This window comes from Ignavibacteria bacterium (genome assembly GCA_016873845.1).
In the GTDB taxonomy this organism is placed as follows: Bacteria; Bacteroidota; Ignavibacteria; order Ch128b; family Ch128b; genus JAHJVF01.
On record VGVX01000052.1, the window covers coordinates 1 to 19,503 of the forward strand.

Consider the following 19,503-nt stretch of genomic DNA (forward strand, 5'->3'; position numbering starts at 1 on the left):
TATACTTCTTGTAGCAGAAATAAAATGCTCATCACCACCGAGATTTATCAGAGGGTCTTTTTCATCATTAAGAGAAAGATAGGAATCTAATCTTTGATCTTTTATGGGATTTGCATCTTCCCAAGTCTTTCCAAACAAATTCAGCATGTTGTATTGAAGACCAAGATCAAGTTTCATCATCGGTCCGAGGTTAATTATCGCACCGATTCCGCCGCCGGCTCCAATTCTCGAAGCTGGTTCTAATTTATGAGTTCCGCTTGGGACTTTCGCAACGCCATTAAATTTAGTTTCCCCACTGAATGAATTGAAAGAAATAAATGCATTTAAGTACGGCTTAATTGGAAGAAGAGGCAGACCGAGAGAAAATTCCGGTCCAGCTTTGATTGAAAGGATATTTTGGGTTAACTCGACTTTTCCTTTGCCAGGTTCAGATTCTCCATCGTTACTTAGTGAACTGTAATCAATCTGTGCAAAAGCATTTAAGGCAAGCAAACCCAATCTCGCTTTTGCATGAAGAATATAACCTGATGAAAGTCCGTAATTTTTTCCCGAATAAAAATCTTGTGTAGTTCCGGAGTAGTCTGAAAGTGGAGAGACCATACCGCCTCCGATTCCGGCTTGAAGTGAAATCTGTGCTTTCGAATTGTTTGATGAAATGAGAAGAAAAGCTGCAGCAACCAACAATAACGAAATGAAATTGTATTTCATTTTAACCTCCATTTATTTTCAGAAAATTTTAATCTTATTGAAGTATAAGAAAAGTTAGTTTAAAAAGTAAGAAGGGAAATAGGGGAACTTTGCCCCATTAGTTTTGTGCCCTTACTTGTCGGTAGTTTTGAACCACTAAGACACTAAGGGCACATAGTATCACTAAGAAATCAACAATGTTAGGAAAGAATTTTGGTTTTCTTTTTTATTATTAAAATAATCTATTTTATCTTTCCATTGATAAGTTCATCGACAATTCGCTGAGCATTGTAGATATCTTCCATCGCTTCAATCATTCCTGCTGTGTGAACAGCAACCGTGCGATTTTTCGTATCATCGAAAATGAAATTACCAGGCAGACTTTCGATGTTTCCATCAAATGCTAAACCGACGACTTCAAGATTTTTATTGATCAACGGACTTCCGGAATTTCCGCCAATGATATCTGCAGTAGAAATGAAATTAACTGGGGTGCTTAGATCAAAGGCTGCTGGCGGATTTTTCCATCTTTCAGGTAATTCCCAATCTGATTTTCCTTTGAACGAAAAATGTCTGTCGTACATTCCATAAAAAGTTGTAACTACTGGAGCAATAGTTCCATTATATTCGTAACTTTTTACAATGCCATCGGCGATACGCAAAGTGAATGTTGCATCCGGCGGGAAAGTATTTCCGTAAATATCGTACATAGCATTTCCAAGCGGCTGAACTTTTGCAGCTTCTTTTCCCTGAAGTTCAGTGTAAGATTTTCTGAGTTCATTTGCTTTGTTTTCAATGTTTACTACAAATGAAACAAATGGATCGGTTGAACCTAAAATCTCTTCCGGTGATTTTTCCAAGAGGGCTTCAACTGATTCTTTGTTTGAGAGAATTGATTTGTTCAATAAATCGGCAGCTGAAGCTTTTGAGGTTTTTCCTCCAGTCAATTTATTGAATGCGTCGTTCTTGCTGCCTAATGCAGTTTTCATTTGCTCAAGCTGAAACTCTAAAGTTGCATTTTCGAGTTCTGCTTCAAATTTAGGATAGAATTTCATCTTGAGAGTGTCGAGCGCTCCGCCTTTATATTTTGGTCCGCGCTTTTCCTCCGGCATCTGCAATTGATGTGCATACTCAACTAAATCAGCTGCGATAGAGAAGTATATTGTGCGGCCAGGTCCTTTTAAGTTATATGAATTAAGTTCATAATATATATTTGATTTCTCTGCCTGAATCTTGGCAATATCATTCCAAATTGTCCCGTATTTAGCTTTCAAACCTGGCTTGCTAAAGACAGCACTTTTAAAAGTTTTCTCAAAATCTTTTTTCTTTGCCATTAGGTATGGATCTTTTAGTCCACCCAGATATCCTGTATAAGCTTTCAGTGAATTTGCGAAACCGAATAAACGTGATTGATACTCGAGTTTTTTATCAGGATTGTTTTCTAAGAAGTCAGTGTAAACTTTTACTAAATCACCCAATAGTCCAAGAGTATATGGATAAGCATAGTCTCTGAAAAATTCAAGCTGTGCGATTGTGTTCAACCGGCTTGTTCTTCCCGGATTTCCAATAACAAAAATTACTTCACCTTCTTGAACACCTTCTTTGTTCCATTTGAAATAATTTTCTGTTTTTAACGGCTTGCCATCTTCGTCGTATACACGGTAGAAAGCACAGTCAACATCATAACGGGGGTAAGTGAAGTTATCATAATCTCCGCCGTAGTAAGCGATTTGTGTCTCCGGAGCGAAAACCAACCGGACATCTTTGTACCTCTTATATCCATAAATAGAATATCTCCCGCCGTTGAAGAAGGTAATTACATTACAAATTAGTCCGGTTTTCTCGTTGAAGCTTTTTTCGATTTCTGATATTTTATTTTTTCTGTTTGAGACTTTCTCTTCGTCAGTAGTTCCGCTTTCGAATGCGGCTTTAACATTTTCAGTTACATCTTCAATCAGTACAAGCTGATCAATGTATAGATTAGGGACTTTTCTTTCCTCCTCTAAAGTGGCGGCATAAAATCCATTATCTGGAAGATTCTCTCCCTCTTTATTTACTCTATCAAGAGAGCCGCGAATACAATGATGGTTTGTCATTACAAGTCCATCTTCAGAAACGAAAGATGCTGAACAACCTGGAAGTCTGAGAGCAGAAAGTCTCGCTTTCTCGAACCATTCATTCGATGGAGAAAAATTATATTCCTCTTCGAAGTATTTCATTGGTGGGAAATCAAATGTCCACATCTTGCCGTTGTCAAATTTTCCAGCTTTAACCCATTCATAACTTTCTGATGAATCGGATTTCATTATTGTCTGGTTCGATGAACAGCCAGCAACAATGAATAGTGAAATCAAAAATGCAAGGAATGGAGCAGATTTTTTAAGGTGAGTCATTATTACTCCTTCAATTATTTATTATAAGATAGTAAGTTAAATTTTTTGGTATTCAACGAGCTATACCAGATTAAATTGTATGAGGCGTTTTGTACGAATGTTAAAGTAAGTAGTTACAAGTTTAGACAAGCTCAAAATCGATTTTATATTTGATCAATCCTTTCTCAAAAGCTTTCTGGAAAAGTAAGTCCAAAGCTTTTTTCCCTTCATCTCCCATATCGATTGTAAGTTCATTTACGTACATTTTTATAAATTTTTCGCCAAGCTCAAAGCTTAGACCTCTGCCAAACTTTAGAGCATAGGTTACAGCGTCCTGCAAGTTTTTGTATCCGTACTCTATAGATGTTTTTAATCCGCTTGAAATTTTAACTGCAGTTTCATGACCGAGATCTTTACGAACAACATCGAGTCCGAGGGGGAGCGGAAGTCCGGTTTCTTCTTTCCACAATTCTCCAAAATCAAGAATTTTTTTGAAACCAAGATTCTGATAAGTTATTTGTCCCTCATGAATTATTACACCTGCATCAACTTCATCTTTTTCAATCGCCGATAAAATTTCATCGAATGGATAAGCGTGTAATTGAATATCATTGATATAAATTTTAGTGAGGAGAGTTGCAGTAGTAAGCTCTCCCGGGTGAGCGACTTTCTTCCCTTTGAGTTCCGCAATGGAGAAATATTTTCTTGATACAATGAGCGGGCCATAGCCAATCCCCATGCTTGAACCTGTTCGCATAACGTAATATTTATCCGCCACATAAGGAAAAGTGTGCGCAGAAATCGCTGTGACTTCCAATTCGCCTTTCATTGCACGAATATTAAGTGATTGAATGTCTTCCAGAACGTGTTCAATTTTATAATTGTCTATTTTTACATAGTCGAACGCTAGACCGTAAAACATAAAAGCGTCGTCAGGATCGGGACTATGTCCAACTCGAAGTATTTTTTGATTCATATTTTTAATTGCATTATTTTTGAGACGAAAATCTTCGCATCAATCGGAGTGAAACAATTTTGAAGATTTCAATATTTTGTACAAATATAAAATATATAAGAGTTTCAACCAAGAGAGTTAAAAAGAGCTTTTTATGATAATTGTGATGCAAAGCAGCGCAACTACACCTGAAATTGAAAATGTTTTAACACATGTTCAACGAATTGGGCTGGAGTTTTCAATATTAAAAAATATTGAAAAAACTGTAATCTTGACACAGCCGAATTTTGATGTGAATGTTGATCTTTTCAAATCCCTGCCCAACGTCGAGTCTGTTGTAACAATAAATGAAGATTATAAACTCGTATATAAAAATGTAAATGCCCTTGAAACAATAATCGATTTAAACGATGTTAAGATTGGGGGCAGGGAGTTAACAATAATTGCAGGGCCCTGCGCGGTTGAATCGGAAGAACAATTAAAGAAAGTTGCATCCTCGTTGAAAAGAAACGGGGTTAAAATTCTTCGTGCAGGTGCATTCAAGTACAGAACGAATCCTTATACATTTCAAGGATTAGGGATGCGGGCACTCGAAATGCTTGAGCAGTTAAAATATGATACTGGATTAAAAATAATTACAGAAGTTCTCGACTACAACGACTTAAAATATTTCGAAGGGATTGTTGATATAATCCAGATTGGTGCGCGTAATATGCACAATGTTAATTTACTTCGAGCAGTTGGTGAAATATCTCAGCCGGTTCTTCTTAAACGAAATTTTTCTGCCACTTTGCGAGAGTTTCTTTTCAGTGCTGAGTATATTTTAATCGGCGGGAATAAAAATGTAATTCTTTGCGAAAGAGGAATTAGAACGTTTTCAGATTATACAAGAAACACACTCGATATGAGTATCATTCCAGCTATTAAGCAACGCAGCCATCTGCCTGTGATTGTTGATCCAAGTCACGCAACAGGCAAACGCGATTATGTTATACCTATGAGTCTTGCAGCTATTGCTGCTGGCGCAGATGGACTAATGCTGGAAGTTCATCATCAGCCTGAACTCGCTTACTCGGATTCTGACCAGGCAATTCGTTTAGAGCAGTTTGAAGAACTGATGAAAAAAGCTAAGAAGGTTGCAGAAGCCGTCGGTAAAACACTTTCCAACTGATGGAAATAGAACTTAACCTAAAAAAAAGATCTGATAGATCTTATAAAATCCAGATTGGCAGAAATAATTTCTTCTCTCTGGGAAAGTTAATATCAGAAAAATTTTCTCCTGATAAATGTATAATTGTCACCGATACAAAAATCGATAAGTTATACAAATCAAAAATCAAATCAGGACTTCTTTCTAACAAAAATTTCAAAACACATCTTATTAAAATTCCATCTGGAGATAAGAGCAAATCCCAAAAAGTTAGAGATCTGCTCGAACGTGAAGTAATTTTACAGCATCCAACGAGAAACACAATTCTCATTGCACTCGGCGGAGGGGTGGTCGGAGATATCACTGGATTATTAGCTTCCACAATTTTGCGCGGAATAAAATATGTTCAAGTGCCGACAACAATAATTGCACAAGTAGACAGTTCGATTGGAGGTAAAACGGGGATAAATTTACCTGAATCGAAAAACATGATCGGGACGATTCATCAACCTTCATTTGTTTTAATAGATATAGATTTTATAAAAACCCTGCCGGTTGTTGAATATTTAAATGGTCTTGCTGAAATTATAAAAAGTTCTGTAATTGCTAGTAATAATTTATTTCGTTTTCTTGAAGATAATTTTGAAAAACTATTGATGCGCGATCCTGAAGTTCTTCAATATTGTATTGAAAAATGCGTTAGGATAAAAAGTGGAATTGTTCAGCAGGATGAAACCGAAAACGGGCTCAGAAAAATTTTAAATTTTGGTCACACAATTGGACACGCAATAGAGGCTTTCTCAAATTATAGAGTCAAACATGGCTTCGCTGTTGCAGAGGGAATGATAGTTGAGTCTCGAATTGCAAATCAAATGAAAATTTTACAAGCCAGTGAGTTCGGCAGGATCGCTGAATTAATTTCCAACCTAGGACTTGATAGAAAATTTCGCAGTCGGTATAAGTTTAATTTAATCTGGGAAAAAATACTATTTGACAAGAAAAAGGTTAAGGATAAAATAGTTTTTTCACTCCCCTCAAAAATTGGTAAATGTGAATTCAATATAGTAGTTAATAAACCTATTGTAAAATCAGCTTTTGAAAATTGAAATGTTAGTAATCTCAGCCGCGCCAAAAAATTATTTCGATTATAAATCTGCTGTAAAGAAAGCCAAAAAATATTCTGCCGATTTAATTGAAGTAAGAATTGAAAACATTGATCCCGCCGTTTTTAAAAAAATCCTCAAAGATAAAACGATAGAAAAAATAGTCACATTTAGAAAAGAGAAAGTAAGCGGAGCGGCGCTGACTCGAATGAGAGAATTATACTCGATTGCTTTCAGTTCTGGCGCAGAATATATTGACATTGATTTTAGTTGGGGGAAAGAAATTATTGATGACCTAATTTCTAATTCGAGAAAGTCAAAAATCATTCTTTCGTATCACGATTTTCAACGCACACCGCGCTTAGCCGAGCTAAAAGTTATCTTAGGCAGGATGGAAAAAATTATTGCACATTCATATAAAATTTCTGTTCAAGCAAATAAGATGGAAGACAATGCAAGAATATTTCATTTACTTGAATCTGTGCAAAGCAAAAAAATTAAACTAACGGCTCATTGTATGGGCGAGCTTGGAAAAGTCAGTCGAATACTTGGAAAGAAGTATGGAACTTATCTAACCTATTCATCAATAGATGACGAAACAACAACCGCTGCAGGGCAGCTTCCAGTTGAAACAATTGCAGAATATTTGAATTATCACAAACTAAACAGAAAAACAAAAGTCTATGGGATAATCGGAAATCCATTAAAGCAAAGTAAAAGCTGGATATTTCATAATTATGGATTTTCAATGAATAATTTTAATGGAGTTTACGTAAACTTTCTAACTGATAATGTTCAAAGTTTTGCGAAAACTTTTGCTGGCTTAGTTGATGGTGTGAGCATTACCATCCCTCATAAGGAAAAAATTCTTTCGCTTTCTAAACAAGTTTCAGATTTGGTAGGATCAATCGGTTCTGCAAACACGGCATTATTTGCACATGAGAATATAATATTTTACAACACAGATTATTTAGCGGCAAAAAAGTTTATTTGCGAAAACTCATATCTGCAAAACAAAAATGTTTTAATCATAGGAGCGGGGGGAACTGCGCGGGCTTTTATTTTTGCGATGAAAGAGTTCAATAATAATGTTTACGTTACCAATAGAACAATTCAAAAATCAAAACAGCTTGCACAAGAGTTTGATGTTTTTTTACTTGAAAATATCAAACAAAAAGAAGTAAATTTTGATGTGGTAGTAAATGCAACACCAGGCGATAATGAATATTTACTTTCAACATTTAAGGGAGTGTTGAAAACCGGATCGGTTAAACTTACCATGGATGTTGCGTTAAATCCATTCGACTCGAAATTTATACTCCTTGCAGAGAGGCATAATTGCAAAGTCATTAACGGATTTGATTTCTTTCTCGAGCAGGCGCTTATTCAATTCAAACTGTTTACTAAATCTAATCTTTCCCGAAACCAAATGCGTAAATATCTTCTAAGGAATTTTAACCAATCACTCTGATCTAATGTACGTTTTCACTCCTCCACCTTCTAAAAGTCTAACGAACAGAGCACTGATTTTGGCTGCACTTGCCGAAGGCAAAAGTGTGATTGAGAATTTTGCTGATTGTGACGATACGAAACTTATGGTAAAAGCTCTTCGGAAGCTTGGCATTAAAATAATTAAAAAAAATAATGTGGTTGAAGTTATTGGACTTGCTGGAAGTTTTTCTCGAACAGGATTAACAATTTCCTGTGGCAATGCAGGAACAACATTCAGATTTTTAACCGCACTTCTTGCTTTGAATAATGGGACTATAACTCTAGATGGTTCGAAGCGAATGCGTCAAAGACCAATTGGAAATCTTGTGAAATCACTTAAGCAAGCAGGAATAAGAATAACTTCTAATAAAAACTTTCCTCCTCTCAAGATTTACAAAAGTAAAGTGATTGGGGGAAGAATAAGTATCAATTCCTCAGAAAGCAGTCAATTTCTCTCTGCCTTGTTAATGATTTTGCCATTTATGAGAAAAAATACTGAGATTCATGTTGAAGGAGAATTGGTCTCAAAGCCTTATGTTGATATGACGCTCGAAATGCAGAAGCAGTTCGGAGTGAATGTTAGAAATATTGAGTATAAAAAATTTGTTCTTGCCGAGAAAAATTTTTACGGCGCGACAAAAATTACAATTGAGCCCGATGCGTCATCTGCTTCGTATTTTTTTGCTACGGCTGCAGTCGCAAAAAAGAAAATTACGATTCATGGATTGACAAAAGAATCAAATCAGGCGGATATCAAGTTTATTGGTGTTTTAAAAAGAATGGGTTGTAAAATAGAAATTCGTAATTCAGAAATTGTACTGACAGGGAAAAGGCTGAAAGGAATATCTATTGATTTAAATTCATCGCCGGATATTGTTCAAACTCTTGCTGTTACAGCCTGTTTTGCGAAGGGAAAAACTAAAATTCGGAACGTGGCTAATCTAAGGCTTAAAGAGACGGATCGCTTAAAAGCACTTTCGACTGAATTGAGAAAAATTGGCGCTTATGTAAATGAAACTGAAGATGGTTTAGAAATCACACCAGGAAAACTTCGAGCAGCAGAAATTTCAACATACAATGACCATAGAATGGCAATGAGTTTTGCGATAGCCAAATTGGTTAATCCGAAAATTAAAATTCTGAATAAAAACTGTGTAAAAAAATCTTTTCCGAATTTCTGGAATGAATTCAGTAATATGAAAAGGATTTATAAACTATGAACATTGTTTTGATTGGTTTCCGAGGCGCAGGAAAATCTTCACTTGCTGATATTCTTTCAAAAAAACTCTCAATGAGGGTAATAAGCAGTGATGCATTAATCGAAGAGCATGAAGAAAAATCAATTCAAGAAATCGTTGAAAAAAATGGATGGGAATATTTCCGGGATGTTGAGTCTGCTGTAATTGAAAAGATTTCTGATGAAGATGAATCAGTAATTGATACAGGCGGAGGAGTAGTTGAGAATCCGCTTAACATCGATCACCTTAGGGTTCGGGGATTTATTGTTTACGTTTCTGCCAGTTTGAAAGATATCAAAAACAGAATAATTCATGATTCAACTCGGCCAAAGCTCAATCCACTGTTAAATACTGAAGATGACATTGTGTTTGCGTACAACCGGAGGAACCCACTATACGAAGAGTTTATGGATTTTCGTGTTAATACTTCGACACATACCATTGAGGAATGTGCGGCACAAATAATTAAAGAGATTGAAAAATAACTTTCGTATAATTCGATAAAGTTCGCAAAAGTTCAGCTGAAGATAAACTTCGGTTAGTTAAATATTATTTGGAGGAAAGATGTTACGTTTATTATTAGCCCTTCTAATTATTTCATCTCATGTATTTTCGCAATCGCTCCAAACCCCTGAAGAATATTTAGGATATAAGGTAGGTGCCGATTTTAAAATTGCTGATTTTGAAACTATCCAAAAATATTTCAAACATCTTGCACTGCATTCGAATAAAATTGTATATGAAGAAATTGGAAAAAGTGTTCAAAAGCGTGACATGTTCATGGCAATAATCAGTACGGAAGAAAATTTAAAGAATCTTGAGAGTTATAGAAATGTTGTTAGAACTCTTTCAGATCCAAGAAAGATTACAGAAGAAGAAGCAAAAAAATTATCGAAAGAAGGAAAAGTTGTTGTACTTGTCACCTGCAATATACATTCGACTGAAATTGCATCTGCGCAAATGTCTATGGAACTGGCACATAATCTCATTACGAATTCAGCTCCGTCAAAAATCAATGATGCATTAAAAGATGTAATATTTATTATCATGCCGTCAATTAATCCTGACGGTACAACTATGATCGTTAATTGGTACAATAAATATTTAAATACTGAATATGACGGAAGTTCAATGCCGTATCTTTATCATGAATATGCCGGACACGACAACAATCGCGATTGGTTTATGTTCAATCTTCCCGAAACTCGCAATGTTATTAATGTCGCTTGGCATAAGTGGTTTCCGCAGATTTGGTTAGATCAACATCAGATGGGAAGCAGCGGTGCAAGATTGTTTGTCGTGCCGTATAAAGATCCAATTAATCCAAATGTTCATCCTTTGATTTGGAAATGGCAAAAAGTAATCGGCGGGCTTACCTCACTTCATCTTGAGCAGCAAGGATTCACTGGTATAATCGATCAGGCAATATTTGAAGGATGGTGGCAAGGACCTGCAAGCGATTGTGGACTTTGGCACAACCAGATCGCGCTTCTTTCTGAGATGGCAAGTTGTAATATCGCAAGCCCAATTTATATTGATCCTTCGGAAGTTCGTGTGACACCTGAATTGACCACGTACGATATTCGTACAAATTATTCAAATCCATGGCGCGGCGGGTGGTGGAGATTGCGTGATATTGTCAATTACGAAATTGCATTAACATATAGTCTAATTGAAATATCTTCTATGTTTAAAGAAGAATTTCTCTACAATTATTATTTAATGGGAAGAGATGCTGTAGAAAAAGGAAAATCGGAAAGACCATTTGCATTCATCGTACCGAGAAATCAAAACGATCCGGTAACCACTTCAAAAATGATTGAAGTGCTGCAAATGGCGGGAGTTGAAGTTCATTTTTCTGATAAAGAATTCAAAATTGATAATGTAACTTATCCTGCAGAAAGTTATGTGATTTATCTCGCTCAGCCGAAAGGGCGATACGTGAAAGATTTATTTGAAGAACAGCTATATCCAGATTTGCGTAAATCAAAAACCGAAAGTCCAATTCGCCCATACGATGTTGCCGGTTGGACGCTTCCTTATCTAATGGGGGTGAAATTTTTTCAAATTGATAAACCATTTAGTGATGATTTTAGGTTACTAAACGATGCGAATTATCCAAAAGGAAAAATCGAGGATAAAGAAGGTAAATATTTTATCGCGCCGGCAGGTTTAAATGCTAACTCAACTTTTATGAATCGTCTTCACAAACTTGGAGTAAAAACATTTTGGCTGAATGAAAAGATGAAGATCGGGGATAAAGAATTTTCTGCAGGCTCAGTTGTGATTCCGCAAAATTCTAAAAACAAAGAATATGTGAAGAATACTGCAGAACAGCTGCATTTAGAAATCTATTCCGCAAGTGAAATTGATAACATTAAGCTGAAAGAATTGAAAAAAGTTAAAGTCGGGCTCTATCAGCCATTCACTGCAAGTATGGATGAAGGTTGGACGCGCCTTTTACTCGAAAACTTTGAATTTGATTTCGCCGCACTTCATAATAAAGATTTTAAAACAAAAAATTTAAAAGAAAGATATGATGTAATAATCATTCCATCTATGAGCGGCGACTTGATTAAGACAGGTTATTTTCAAGGCGAGAATGCGAGGTACAATCGTCCAAAACCTCCAGAATATGACAGCGGAATTGGAAAAATTGGTTTAGAGAATTTAAAATCGTTTGTTGAGAAGGATGGAGGTGTTGTTATTGCTCTTGGCGAAGCTTGTAATTTTGCTATTGAAGACCTTGGATTGAGAGTTACGAATGTTTTAAAAAATATAAAAAGTGATCAATTCTTCTGCCCTGGTTCATTGATTAAAATGAATGTTGATAATACCCACCCTATCGGATTTGGCTTGGAAGAGGAGATTATAGGTTATCAAAATTCAAACATTGCATTTCAAACTTCTATTCCTTTTGGGCAGTTTGATCGTACTGTGGTTGCAAGATATCCAACTTTGAATTTATTGAAATCCGGTTATTTATTGGGAGAAGATTATCTTTATAAAAAATCGGCAGTGGTTGATATCAAACAGAAAAAAGGAAGAGTGATTTTGTTTGGATTCGGCGTGCAGAATCGCCACCAAACATTTGGAACATTCAAGCTTTTGTTTAACGCAATTCATTATGCTGGACTTGCTGAATAACAGGTGTTTTATATAGGGACGTAATGCATTACGTCCCTACATAATTATTGATTGTAAAAACACTTTTTCAAAATTATCAATCATTAAATCTATTTTAAATTTATTCTCAACAATTTTTCTCCCCAGCATCCCCATACTTTTTGTTTCATTTGGATGATTCAGTAAATAAGAAATTGCATCAGCAAGTTTAATTGAGTCTTCAATAGGAACGAGAAGTCCAGTATTTTTATCATCGACAATCTCTGGAATGCTGCTTACGTTGGTTGCAACAGTTGGAATCCTTGCCGCCATTGCCTCAACCAAAACATAACCAAATCCTTCATATAAAGATGGAAGAGTCAGTAAATAAGACTGCTGAAGAATAGAAGGAATATCGTTTCTGAATCCAAGCAATTTAATCTGTGACTCGAGATTATTTGACGAAATAAATTCTTCAATGTATTCTTTCATAGGACCTTTGCCGATGAGCAGCAGAACGGAATCTTCATGTTTAGAATGAATTGATTTCCAAGCTTCGAGCAGATACTTTATTCCTTTACGTTTCTCAAGCTGTCCGATAAAAGTTACAAATTTTGTTTTCTCATTAAATCCTAATTCTTCACAAAGCGATTTTGTTGGTTTAATTTCATAAGGTCGAAGAGATATACCTTTATAAATTACGCTTATCTTATTTTCTTTTAACCAAGGTGCGCTCTTCATTACAGAATTTTTAGTTGCATTGGAGTTTACGATTAAATGAGTCACAAGAAAATTATAAACAAATCTATAGCGTAAATTATTTTTCAGCGGCACGTCAACCTCTCGACTTGGAATTACAGCTTTGACACCAGCAAGTTTTGCGGCAATTCCTCCGAAGCGGAGTTCTTTATCAAGATTTGTGCAGACAACATCAATCTTTTTTTCCCGCATAAATTTTTGCGTTTTCCATACGACTATAGGATCCAAATCGCCGCCGAATCTCATACCTGTGACATCGAACTTTTTCTTCCAAGCATTTTCAGCTAATTCAGTATCATATCTGCAGAGTAAATAAATTTTATGTCCGCGCTCTCTTAACCCGGACATTATATCCATCAAAAAAACTTCACCGCCGCCCCACATTTGAATAGAATTTATAAAGAGAATATTCATTTGCAGTTTATGATTGATTAAAAAATTCTTTGTCGAATGCCAACGCTAGTTTAGAAAGTTATTCTTGATTTTTTCGGGGAGAAGTTTAATCAGTTCTGGATTTGACTCGACTAATCTCAAAATATCTGCAAGATCTTTCTGTCTTTTACTTTTACGTTTTTCAGTATCGGAATAAGCCCAAATTTTTCCCTGAAGAACATCTTCGATGCAAGCAACTTTCAATTTGTATCCTAATACGGAGTTAACTTTTGCCCTGCTAATAAATGGCTGACACCGTCCATCTTTTTGAATTTGAATTCTCAAATCAGAATCTTTTGTGCTCAAGTTATAGCTATGAGAAAAATCTTCAATTTCAAAGGATCTTTTGGCTTCGGCTAGAAACTTATCTAAAAGTTCAACTGCTAGAACTATATCTAAATCAAGACTTACAACTGGTTCAACATAAGCGTTGACTGCAAGTCCTCCAATCACGCAATAATCAATCTGATGTTTATCCAGAATTTGAATAAACTTACCAAGTATATCTTCCTTATCCTGTAGTACATTATTGAAAAAAGCTTTTTCTGTCATTTCGATATTATTAAATAAATTCTCTAACCTTCAAACTTTATGAACCTTATAACTTTATGAACTTTATAAACTTTTTACTTTTCTAGCTTTCTTATTTCTTGAACTCTTTAATGATTTTATCAATTTCATCTTCACTTATTCCTGTTCCAAGAATTTTGCCAGATTCAGGTTGAGGAACCTCTCCTTTTTTATATGTGTACGAATCTTTGATAGGCGGATTGCCTGCTCGCGTCCGCATCCGTTCCTCTACTTCCTGGATCCAATTTGTAGCATTTTTATCAGAAGGAGATTGTGAAATGTGCGAGGAGCCAGCAAACGAATTCAGACTTCCCCCAGAATCTTGGTTAATCGGATTGACCTCGAATGCAAGCTTTTTGTAATTAAGCAGATGTTTTGCTGTAACATTTTCAGAAATAATCGATCCTCCCCAAGTTCCGGGTCCTAATGTCAATGATGGATAAAGAGCAGTTGTGAATCCGACAGCGCCAAGAGATGCAACAGTATTAACTAAAATTCTGAACGAAGGTTTTTCAATTGCAAACTTCATAATAATATCTTTGTCGTTCGAGTGAATCACGAGTGTGTGACCAACACCGCCGAATTCCAACAACTCAATACAGCGATGACATCCATTCAGCCAACCCTCTTCAGTATAAAATGCTAAAATTGGTGAAAGCTTTTCCATCGATAGCGGTTCAATCTTTCCGACTGTAGTTAATTCGCATATAAGTACTCGAGTATTTGCAGGAACAGTGAAACCAGCTTTTTGTGCAATTGCAGAAGCTGTTCGTCCAACGATCTCAGGATTTATTCTTCCAGATTTATCAACAAGGACAGCTTCCAGCATTTTCTTCTCTTCCTGATTTACAAAGTAACCGCCTATACGTTTACATTCTTCAATTACTTTTTCTCGTAAAGGTCTGTCGCAAATTATTGCCTGCTCCGAAGAACAAAGCACTCCATTATCGAAGGTTGTTCCGTAAAAAATGTCAGCGACAGCCTTCTTGTAATTTGCAGTTCTCTCAATAAATGCCGGTACGTTACCGGGTCCCACACCATACGCCGGTTTGCCTGCACTGTATGCGGCTTTTACCATAGGAGTTGAACCTGTAGCTAATATTACTGCAACGTTTCGATTTTTCATTAATTCATTTGTTCCTTCGAGAGTTGGAGTAGAAAGGCATGCGATCAATCCGCGAGGAGCGCCTTCTTTAACTGCTGCCTCCTCGAGAAGTTTGGCGGTCTCGACTGTGCACTTTGCCGAGGCAGGATGGGGAGATGCAACAATTGCATTCCTTGCTTTCACAGAAATCAAAGCTTTGTAAATCATTGTCGATGTAGGATTTGTTGATGGAATCAATGCGGCAACCACGCCCATCGGTTCGGCAATTTCTAAAACTTTCCCATTTTCGTAGGAATTAATAATGCCGACCGTCTTTAAATCCTTTATCGATTCATAAACGTGCTTTGAACCGAAAATGTTTTTTGTGATTTTATCTTCAATTATTCCGAAGCCGGTTTCTTCACAGGCCATTTTTGCAAGTTTTTCTCTGGCTGCATAACCAGCATCAGCCATAGCTTTAACTATTTTATCAACTTGCTGTTGAGTGTAATGTTTGAATTCGAGCTGTGCTTCTTTAGCACGGCTGCAAAGGTCACGAACTTCTTGAATCGATTGTAAGTCTTTATCGAGCTGCATTCTTTCCTCTAAAATTACCCTGAAAAATACCTCATCCAACGTTAAAAGGCAACGGCTTGAAAATTAAAAAAGGCGAAGCTAAAATTGAATTTAACCTCGCCCTGAATTTTTACCCAGAATTACTCCGAGTTATTTGAGCTGTCTAAAAGATATATCTCAAACCAAGCTGCAATTGCCATCTTGATTTAATTGATGGATCGTCAATATAGGTTGATTTGGTTTCTGTATTAAATTTAAATACAGGTTCGCCGCTTGTATTGAATTTCACTAATTCTAGTGGTGTTGTAGCTGCAGGATTCGCAACTTTTCTTACACCCCAATCTGAGCTTATAAGATTCGCAACATTCAATACATCCAAGCTTAATTGGAATGTATGTCTGTGACTGCCAAGCATGAACGAGAAGTCCTGCAGAATTCTTAGATCAATATTACTGAACCATGGATTGACAGCGCCGAATCTTTCGGCAATTTTTCCACGATTTGCTTTTAAGTATTCATCTTGTTCGATGAAAGCATTAAATGCTGTCCACTGTTCTGCGGGAGAAACAGTCTTTGTTCCGACAGTGTAAGGTTCAAAATTAATTTCACTTGAACTCTTCGGAATATAGATCAGATCATTAACTGTGCTTCCATCGCCATTAACGTCTCCGGCATAAGTAAATGAATATCTATTTCCGCCAGCCCCTTCAAATCTATTTCCTTCAGCCAATTCGAAGAAGAGTCCAAAGCTGGTAGCAAAATTTTCCGACCATTCATAGCGGTACAATCCGCCTGCAACAAATCTATGACGATTTCCAAATTCAGAGTAGCTGAGAACAGGTTTATTCGGATCACCTTGAACAGGATTTTCTGACCAAAGAACACTGGCAATTTCAGTTGATTTCAATAAGCTCTTTGCTTCGAGATATGTGTAGGAAAAGAATGAGGAAAGCCCGAAGTCAAAATTCTTTCTCAACTGTGCGGTGATACTGAAATTGTAGCCTTCTGAGGAATTATCAATTACGTATGCACCCCCATCAGCACCAAATGGACCGACATTAAGTTGGTTATTCCCGGAGGTATCTGTGAAATACGGTCTTCCGTCTTTTAAGTAACGAAATGGAGTTCTCAAATCAGCATTACGAACATAGATTCCATTTATGTCCTTACCATAGACGAATTCCAATGTCCCGAGTAAATCCCAAGGAAGTTTATGATCAAATGCAAAATTGCTCGTCCAGATTTGCGGCCATTTGAAATCATCAACCATTCCATTCAGATCAAATGACTGCTGAAGAATTGCATCATCAGAGGTTTTGATTTCTTTTCCACCGGTTGCTGGATAAAGATTTGGATTTGAACCTGGATTAGAAATCACATTACCAATCCAAACGAATGGAAGTCGTCCTGTAAAGATTCCAGTTCCACCGCGGACTTGGAAAGATTTATCTTCATATACATCCCAGTTGAATCCTATTCGGGGAGAGAAAAGTGGTTTGGCGCCTGGAAGTTTACTCTGATCAATGGACTCTGGACTATCATTTTCGTCAAGAAGTTTTAATCCTCTTGAGTATGGATTGTCCTCTGGTTCTGTAATATACATTGGCATATCGACTCTTAATCCAAAAATTAGACTGAAAGAAGAAGACCAGAGATACTCATCCTGAACGTAGAAAGACAATTGAGCGACGTCAATTTTTTCACCTTTGTAAGGTCCTTTTCCAATTTTGCTTCTGAAATCATAAAAGTTTGCAGGATCACTTGGATTTGTGCGCGCTAAGAAATCTGCAACAGAAGAAAATGTTGTTCCACCCAAGAATCCCGCCCATGAAGCATCGAGCATAAAAAGTCCATGACGGAAAATGTTAAATGAGTTAAAGAACTTAAAAGATTCGTAGTTAGCTCCAACAGTTAGAACATGATTCCCCACAAAATAACTGAAATTATTCGTTATTTGAAGAACGTCTTGATCTAAGATATTGTGAATTGAGAACGGTTCATGACCGAGGGTTGTGTAATTTACTCCGCCTTCATTTATTTGAATGGTTGGAAACGGCTCGCTGAACGGATCACGATGATCACGGAAACTGTTGAAGCTGGCAAAAAATCGATTTGCAAAGTTATCACCATGCGAGTTTAATTCAAGTGCGAATGAATTCAGTTTATTGTTGATTTTATAGCCGGCATTTTGGAATGGGAGACTGGTTGCATTTGGTCCTCTTCCGCCCGAACTGAGAACAAAAGGATGAGGCGGTAGGTCTCTGCGTGCATCAAGTCTGCTGTATCTAAAACTAAGATTATTGAACTCATTAATGTTCCAATCGAATTTAACAAGAACTTTTTCATTCTCAGTTTTATGAACGAAGTTTTCGTATGGACCAGTTTCGTAATTATAAACGTCTTTCATTCGTTTTCTTATTTGATCCAATTTGGCAGCATCTGCTCGTGAGATACCTAAACCTGTGCTTCCACCTCTCGAAGCCGTGAAATTAGTTCCTGGATCTTCTCTTCTCTCAATCTCTCCATTGATGAAGAAGAATAATTTATTTTGAATGATAGCGCCGCTCGAACTGAAACCCGATTGGTTAAAAAACAAATCTGGATTTGCGATAATTTGCTGACCGCTTACTTTATTACCGACAAATTTTTCGCTTCTCATGAAACTGTAAAGCGAAGCTGTATAACGATTTGTTCCGCTTTTTGTTACCGTGTTAATTCCAGCTCCGGTAAAACCTCCTTCACGAACATCGAAAGGAGCGACTGAAACTTGAACTTGTTCAACTGCATCATAAGGAATTGGTTCGGCATTTGTTTGACCGCCTGGCGCTGGATCATCCAAACCAAACGAATTATTAAAATAAGAGCCGTCAAGTGAAATGTTATTGTAAAGCCAGTTTTTTCCGCCAAAGCTAAAGTTCCCATCGCTGCGAGGATCTAATCTTGTTAAATCCCTTGTACTTCGCTTAATGGTTGGCAGCATGACAACAGACCTCGGATCGATAAACGTTTCGGCTCCGGTTCTGCTGCTATTGAAGATGTCATCGACTTGAGCTGTAACAATTACCTCTTCACCTTCGACTGCCTGAACTTCAAGCTCAAAGTCGAGACGAAGGTCTTGTCCTAAGCTCAGATATATATTCTCTTGTGTTTCTTTTTTAAATCCCACAAAAGAGACTGAAATTGTATATGGGCCTCCTACTCTCATATTTCGGACGTTGAACTGTCCGTTATCTCTTGCTGCAGCTCCATACTGAGTTCCGCTTGGAACGTGGACTGCTAGAATATTTGCGCCTGGAAGTACATTCCCATCGGCATCTTGAACGATACCGCTGATAGACGATGTGGTAACACCCTGTCCTAAAACAAGATTATTACCAAAGGGAAAGATGAAGATGCTAAGCAGGCAGATGAATAGTAGCTTGTATTTCATGTTGCACCTTAAGTTTGTTTTTATTGTTGTTAATTTGAGTTGATTTAGTGAGAGAACGATTGCAATTCATCAAACACTTATCCCCTGTAAGTAAAAATAGGTTGGACTGAATTTAGGTATCACCGGATGATTCCTATATTATTTTGAATACCAATACCGAGTTCAACTTAAATTAAAAATTGTTTGATAGCAACTAGTATTTTAAAGGAAAATAAAGCTTCGCCATCACTCACTGCATAGGGAATCAGCAACAAAATATTTCAGATTTTATTCAATTCATTTTGATATTTTGCACCCAAAATTTTTTATAATTATGAAAAGAATTTATTCCTTTTTAATAGTTCTGATAATTCTTGGATGCCGAACAGAAACTGAGCCAATCGAAATGAAATTTGCTGGGGATTGGAAAACCGATGAAGGTCCCTATGTTATTTTTAAAACAAATACAAATACAAAAAGCAAATTTAAAGGGGGCGAATCTGGCACTTTCGAATTCGGAGTCAGAAATGATCCCGAACCGCTTACCGGAAATTATTTAGTTCTTAAAAATG

14 protein-coding genes are annotated in these 19,503 nt (G+C 36.7%); 7 read left to right on the top strand and 7 right to left on the bottom strand.

Features of this window, described 5'->3' with window-relative positions; genetic code table 11:
• The 3 genes from FJ213_09645 to FJ213_09655 form a co-directional block, all read right to left on the bottom strand.
• Window positions 1-720, bottom strand: a 720-nt coding sequence (locus tag FJ213_09645) for a hypothetical protein (protein MBM4176417.1), incomplete at its 3' end; no start/stop codon positions are given.
• A gap of 209 nt (window positions 721-929) precedes the next feature.
• Window positions 930-3,080, bottom strand: coding sequence for a S46 family peptidase (locus FJ213_09650; GenBank protein MBM4176418.1), 2,151 nt, complete (start codon window positions 3,078-3,080; stop codon window positions 930-932).
• A gap of 121 nt (window positions 3,081-3,201) precedes the next feature.
• Window positions 3,202-4,035 (bottom strand): ABC transporter substrate-binding protein, encoded by an 834-nt coding sequence (locus FJ213_09655; GenBank protein ID MBM4176419.1) that lies wholly within the window; start codon window positions 4,033-4,035, stop codon window positions 3,202-3,204.
• Window positions 4,036-4,168: 133 nt separating this feature from the next.
• On the opposite strand from FJ213_09655, the gene aroF reads away from it, so the two are divergent.
• The 6 genes from aroF to FJ213_09685 all read left to right on the top strand — a co-directional run bounded on the left by aroF (window position 4,169) and on the right by FJ213_09685 (window position 12,143).
• Window positions 4,169-5,185, top strand: a complete 1,017-nt coding sequence (aroF, locus tag FJ213_09660; protein ID MBM4176420.1) for a 3-deoxy-7-phosphoheptulonate synthase — start codon at window positions 4,169-4,171, stop codon at window positions 5,183-5,185.
• Window positions 5,185-6,270, top strand: a complete 1,086-nt coding sequence (aroB, locus tag FJ213_09665; GenBank protein MBM4176421.1) for a 3-dehydroquinate synthase — start codon at window positions 5,185-5,187, stop codon at window positions 6,268-6,270. The genes aroF and aroB overlap by 1 nt, the downstream gene beginning before the upstream one ends.
• A gap of 1 nt (window position 6,271) precedes the next feature.
• Entirely contained in the window at window positions 6,272-7,738 is a 1,467-nt protein-coding gene (locus FJ213_09670) for a type I 3-dehydroquinate dehydratase (GenBank protein MBM4176422.1), read from the top strand.
• A gap of 4 nt (window positions 7,739-7,742) precedes the next feature.
• Window positions 7,743-8,978 carry a 3-phosphoshikimate 1-carboxyvinyltransferase gene (gene aroA, locus FJ213_09675; GenBank protein MBM4176423.1) on the top strand — a complete coding sequence of 412 codons (1,236 nt, stop codon included), beginning with the start codon at window positions 7,743-7,745 and terminating at the stop codon, window positions 8,976-8,978.
• Window positions 8,975-9,481 carry a shikimate kinase gene (locus FJ213_09680; GenBank protein ID MBM4176424.1) on the top strand — a complete coding sequence of 169 codons (507 nt, stop codon included), beginning with the start codon at window positions 8,975-8,977 and terminating at the stop codon, window positions 9,479-9,481. The genes aroA and FJ213_09680 overlap by 4 nt, the downstream gene beginning before the upstream one ends.
• Window positions 9,482-9,560: 79 nt before the next feature.
• The gene (locus FJ213_09685) at window positions 9,561-12,143 is read left to right on the top strand and encodes a hypothetical protein (protein MBM4176425.1); all 2,583 of its coding nucleotides are present in this window, start codon (window positions 9,561-9,563) and stop codon (window positions 12,141-12,143) included.
• A gap of 36 nt (window positions 12,144-12,179) precedes the next feature.
• Here FJ213_09685 and FJ213_09690 read toward each other — a convergent pair whose 3' ends face one another.
• From FJ213_09690 to FJ213_09705, 4 genes are all read right to left on the bottom strand, one after another.
• Window positions 12,180-13,274, bottom strand: a complete 1,095-nt coding sequence (locus tag FJ213_09690; protein ID MBM4176426.1) for a glycosyltransferase family 4 protein — start codon at window positions 13,272-13,274, stop codon at window positions 12,180-12,182.
• 45 nt (window positions 13,275-13,319) lie between these two features.
• Complete coding sequence (locus FJ213_09695; GenBank protein ID MBM4176427.1) at window positions 13,320-13,844, bottom strand: hypothetical protein; 525 nt, start codon at window positions 13,842-13,844, stop codon at window positions 13,320-13,322.
• A gap of 91 nt (window positions 13,845-13,935) precedes the next feature.
• The gene (locus FJ213_09700) at window positions 13,936-15,543 is read right to left on the bottom strand and encodes an acetaldehyde dehydrogenase (acetylating) (protein ID MBM4176428.1); all 1,608 of its coding nucleotides are present in this window, start codon (window positions 15,541-15,543) and stop codon (window positions 13,936-13,938) included.
• Between the two features lie 142 nt (window positions 15,544-15,685).
• Window positions 15,686-18,952 carry a TonB-dependent receptor gene (locus FJ213_09705; GenBank protein ID MBM4176429.1) on the bottom strand — a complete coding sequence of 1,089 codons (3,267 nt, stop codon included), beginning with the start codon at window positions 18,950-18,952 and terminating at the stop codon, window positions 15,686-15,688.
• Between the two features lie 313 nt (window positions 18,953-19,265).
• Here FJ213_09705 and FJ213_09710 point away from each other — a divergent pair.
• Window positions 19,266-19,503 (top strand): hypothetical protein (locus FJ213_09710; GenBank protein MBM4176430.1); only part of this gene is annotated, 238 nt, incomplete at its 3' end.

Coding starts and splice junctions, on each gene's coding strand:
- aroA (MBM4176423.1), top strand. CDS start 7,743: ATGTACGTTTTCACTCCTCCACCTTCTAAAAGTCTAACGAACAGAGCA.
- aroB (MBM4176421.1), top strand. CDS start 5,185: ATGGAAATAGAACTTAACCTAAAAAAAAGATCTGATAGATCTTATAAA.
- FJ213_09680 (MBM4176424.1), top strand. CDS start 8,975: ATGAACATTGTTTTGATTGGTTTCCGAGGCGCAGGAAAATCTTCACTT.
- FJ213_09685 (MBM4176425.1), top strand. CDS start 9,561: ATGTTACGTTTATTATTAGCCCTTCTAATTATTTCATCTCATGTATTT.
- aroF (MBM4176420.1), top strand. CDS start 4,169: ATGATAATTGTGATGCAAAGCAGCGCAACTACACCTGAAATTGAAAAT.
- FJ213_09700 (MBM4176428.1), bottom strand. CDS start 15,543: ATGCAGCTCGATAAAGACTTACAATCGATTCAAGAAGTTCGTGACCTT.
- FJ213_09695 (MBM4176427.1), bottom strand. CDS start 13,844: ATGACAGAAAAAGCTTTTTTCAATAATGTACTACAGGATAAGGAAGAT.
- FJ213_09690 (MBM4176426.1), bottom strand. CDS start 13,274: ATGAATATTCTCTTTATAAATTCTATTCAAATGTGGGGCGGCGGTGAA.
- FJ213_09650 (MBM4176418.1), bottom strand. CDS start 3,080: ATGACTCACCTTAAAAAATCTGCTCCATTCCTTGCATTTTTGATTTCA.
- FJ213_09705 (MBM4176429.1), bottom strand. CDS start 18,952: ATGAAATACAAGCTACTATTCATCTGCCTGCTTAGCATCTTCATCTTT.
- FJ213_09670 (MBM4176422.1), top strand. CDS start 6,272: ATGTTAGTAATCTCAGCCGCGCCAAAAAATTATTTCGATTATAAATCT.
- FJ213_09655 (MBM4176419.1), bottom strand. CDS start 4,035: ATGAATCAAAAAATACTTCGAGTTGGACATAGTCCCGATCCTGACGAC.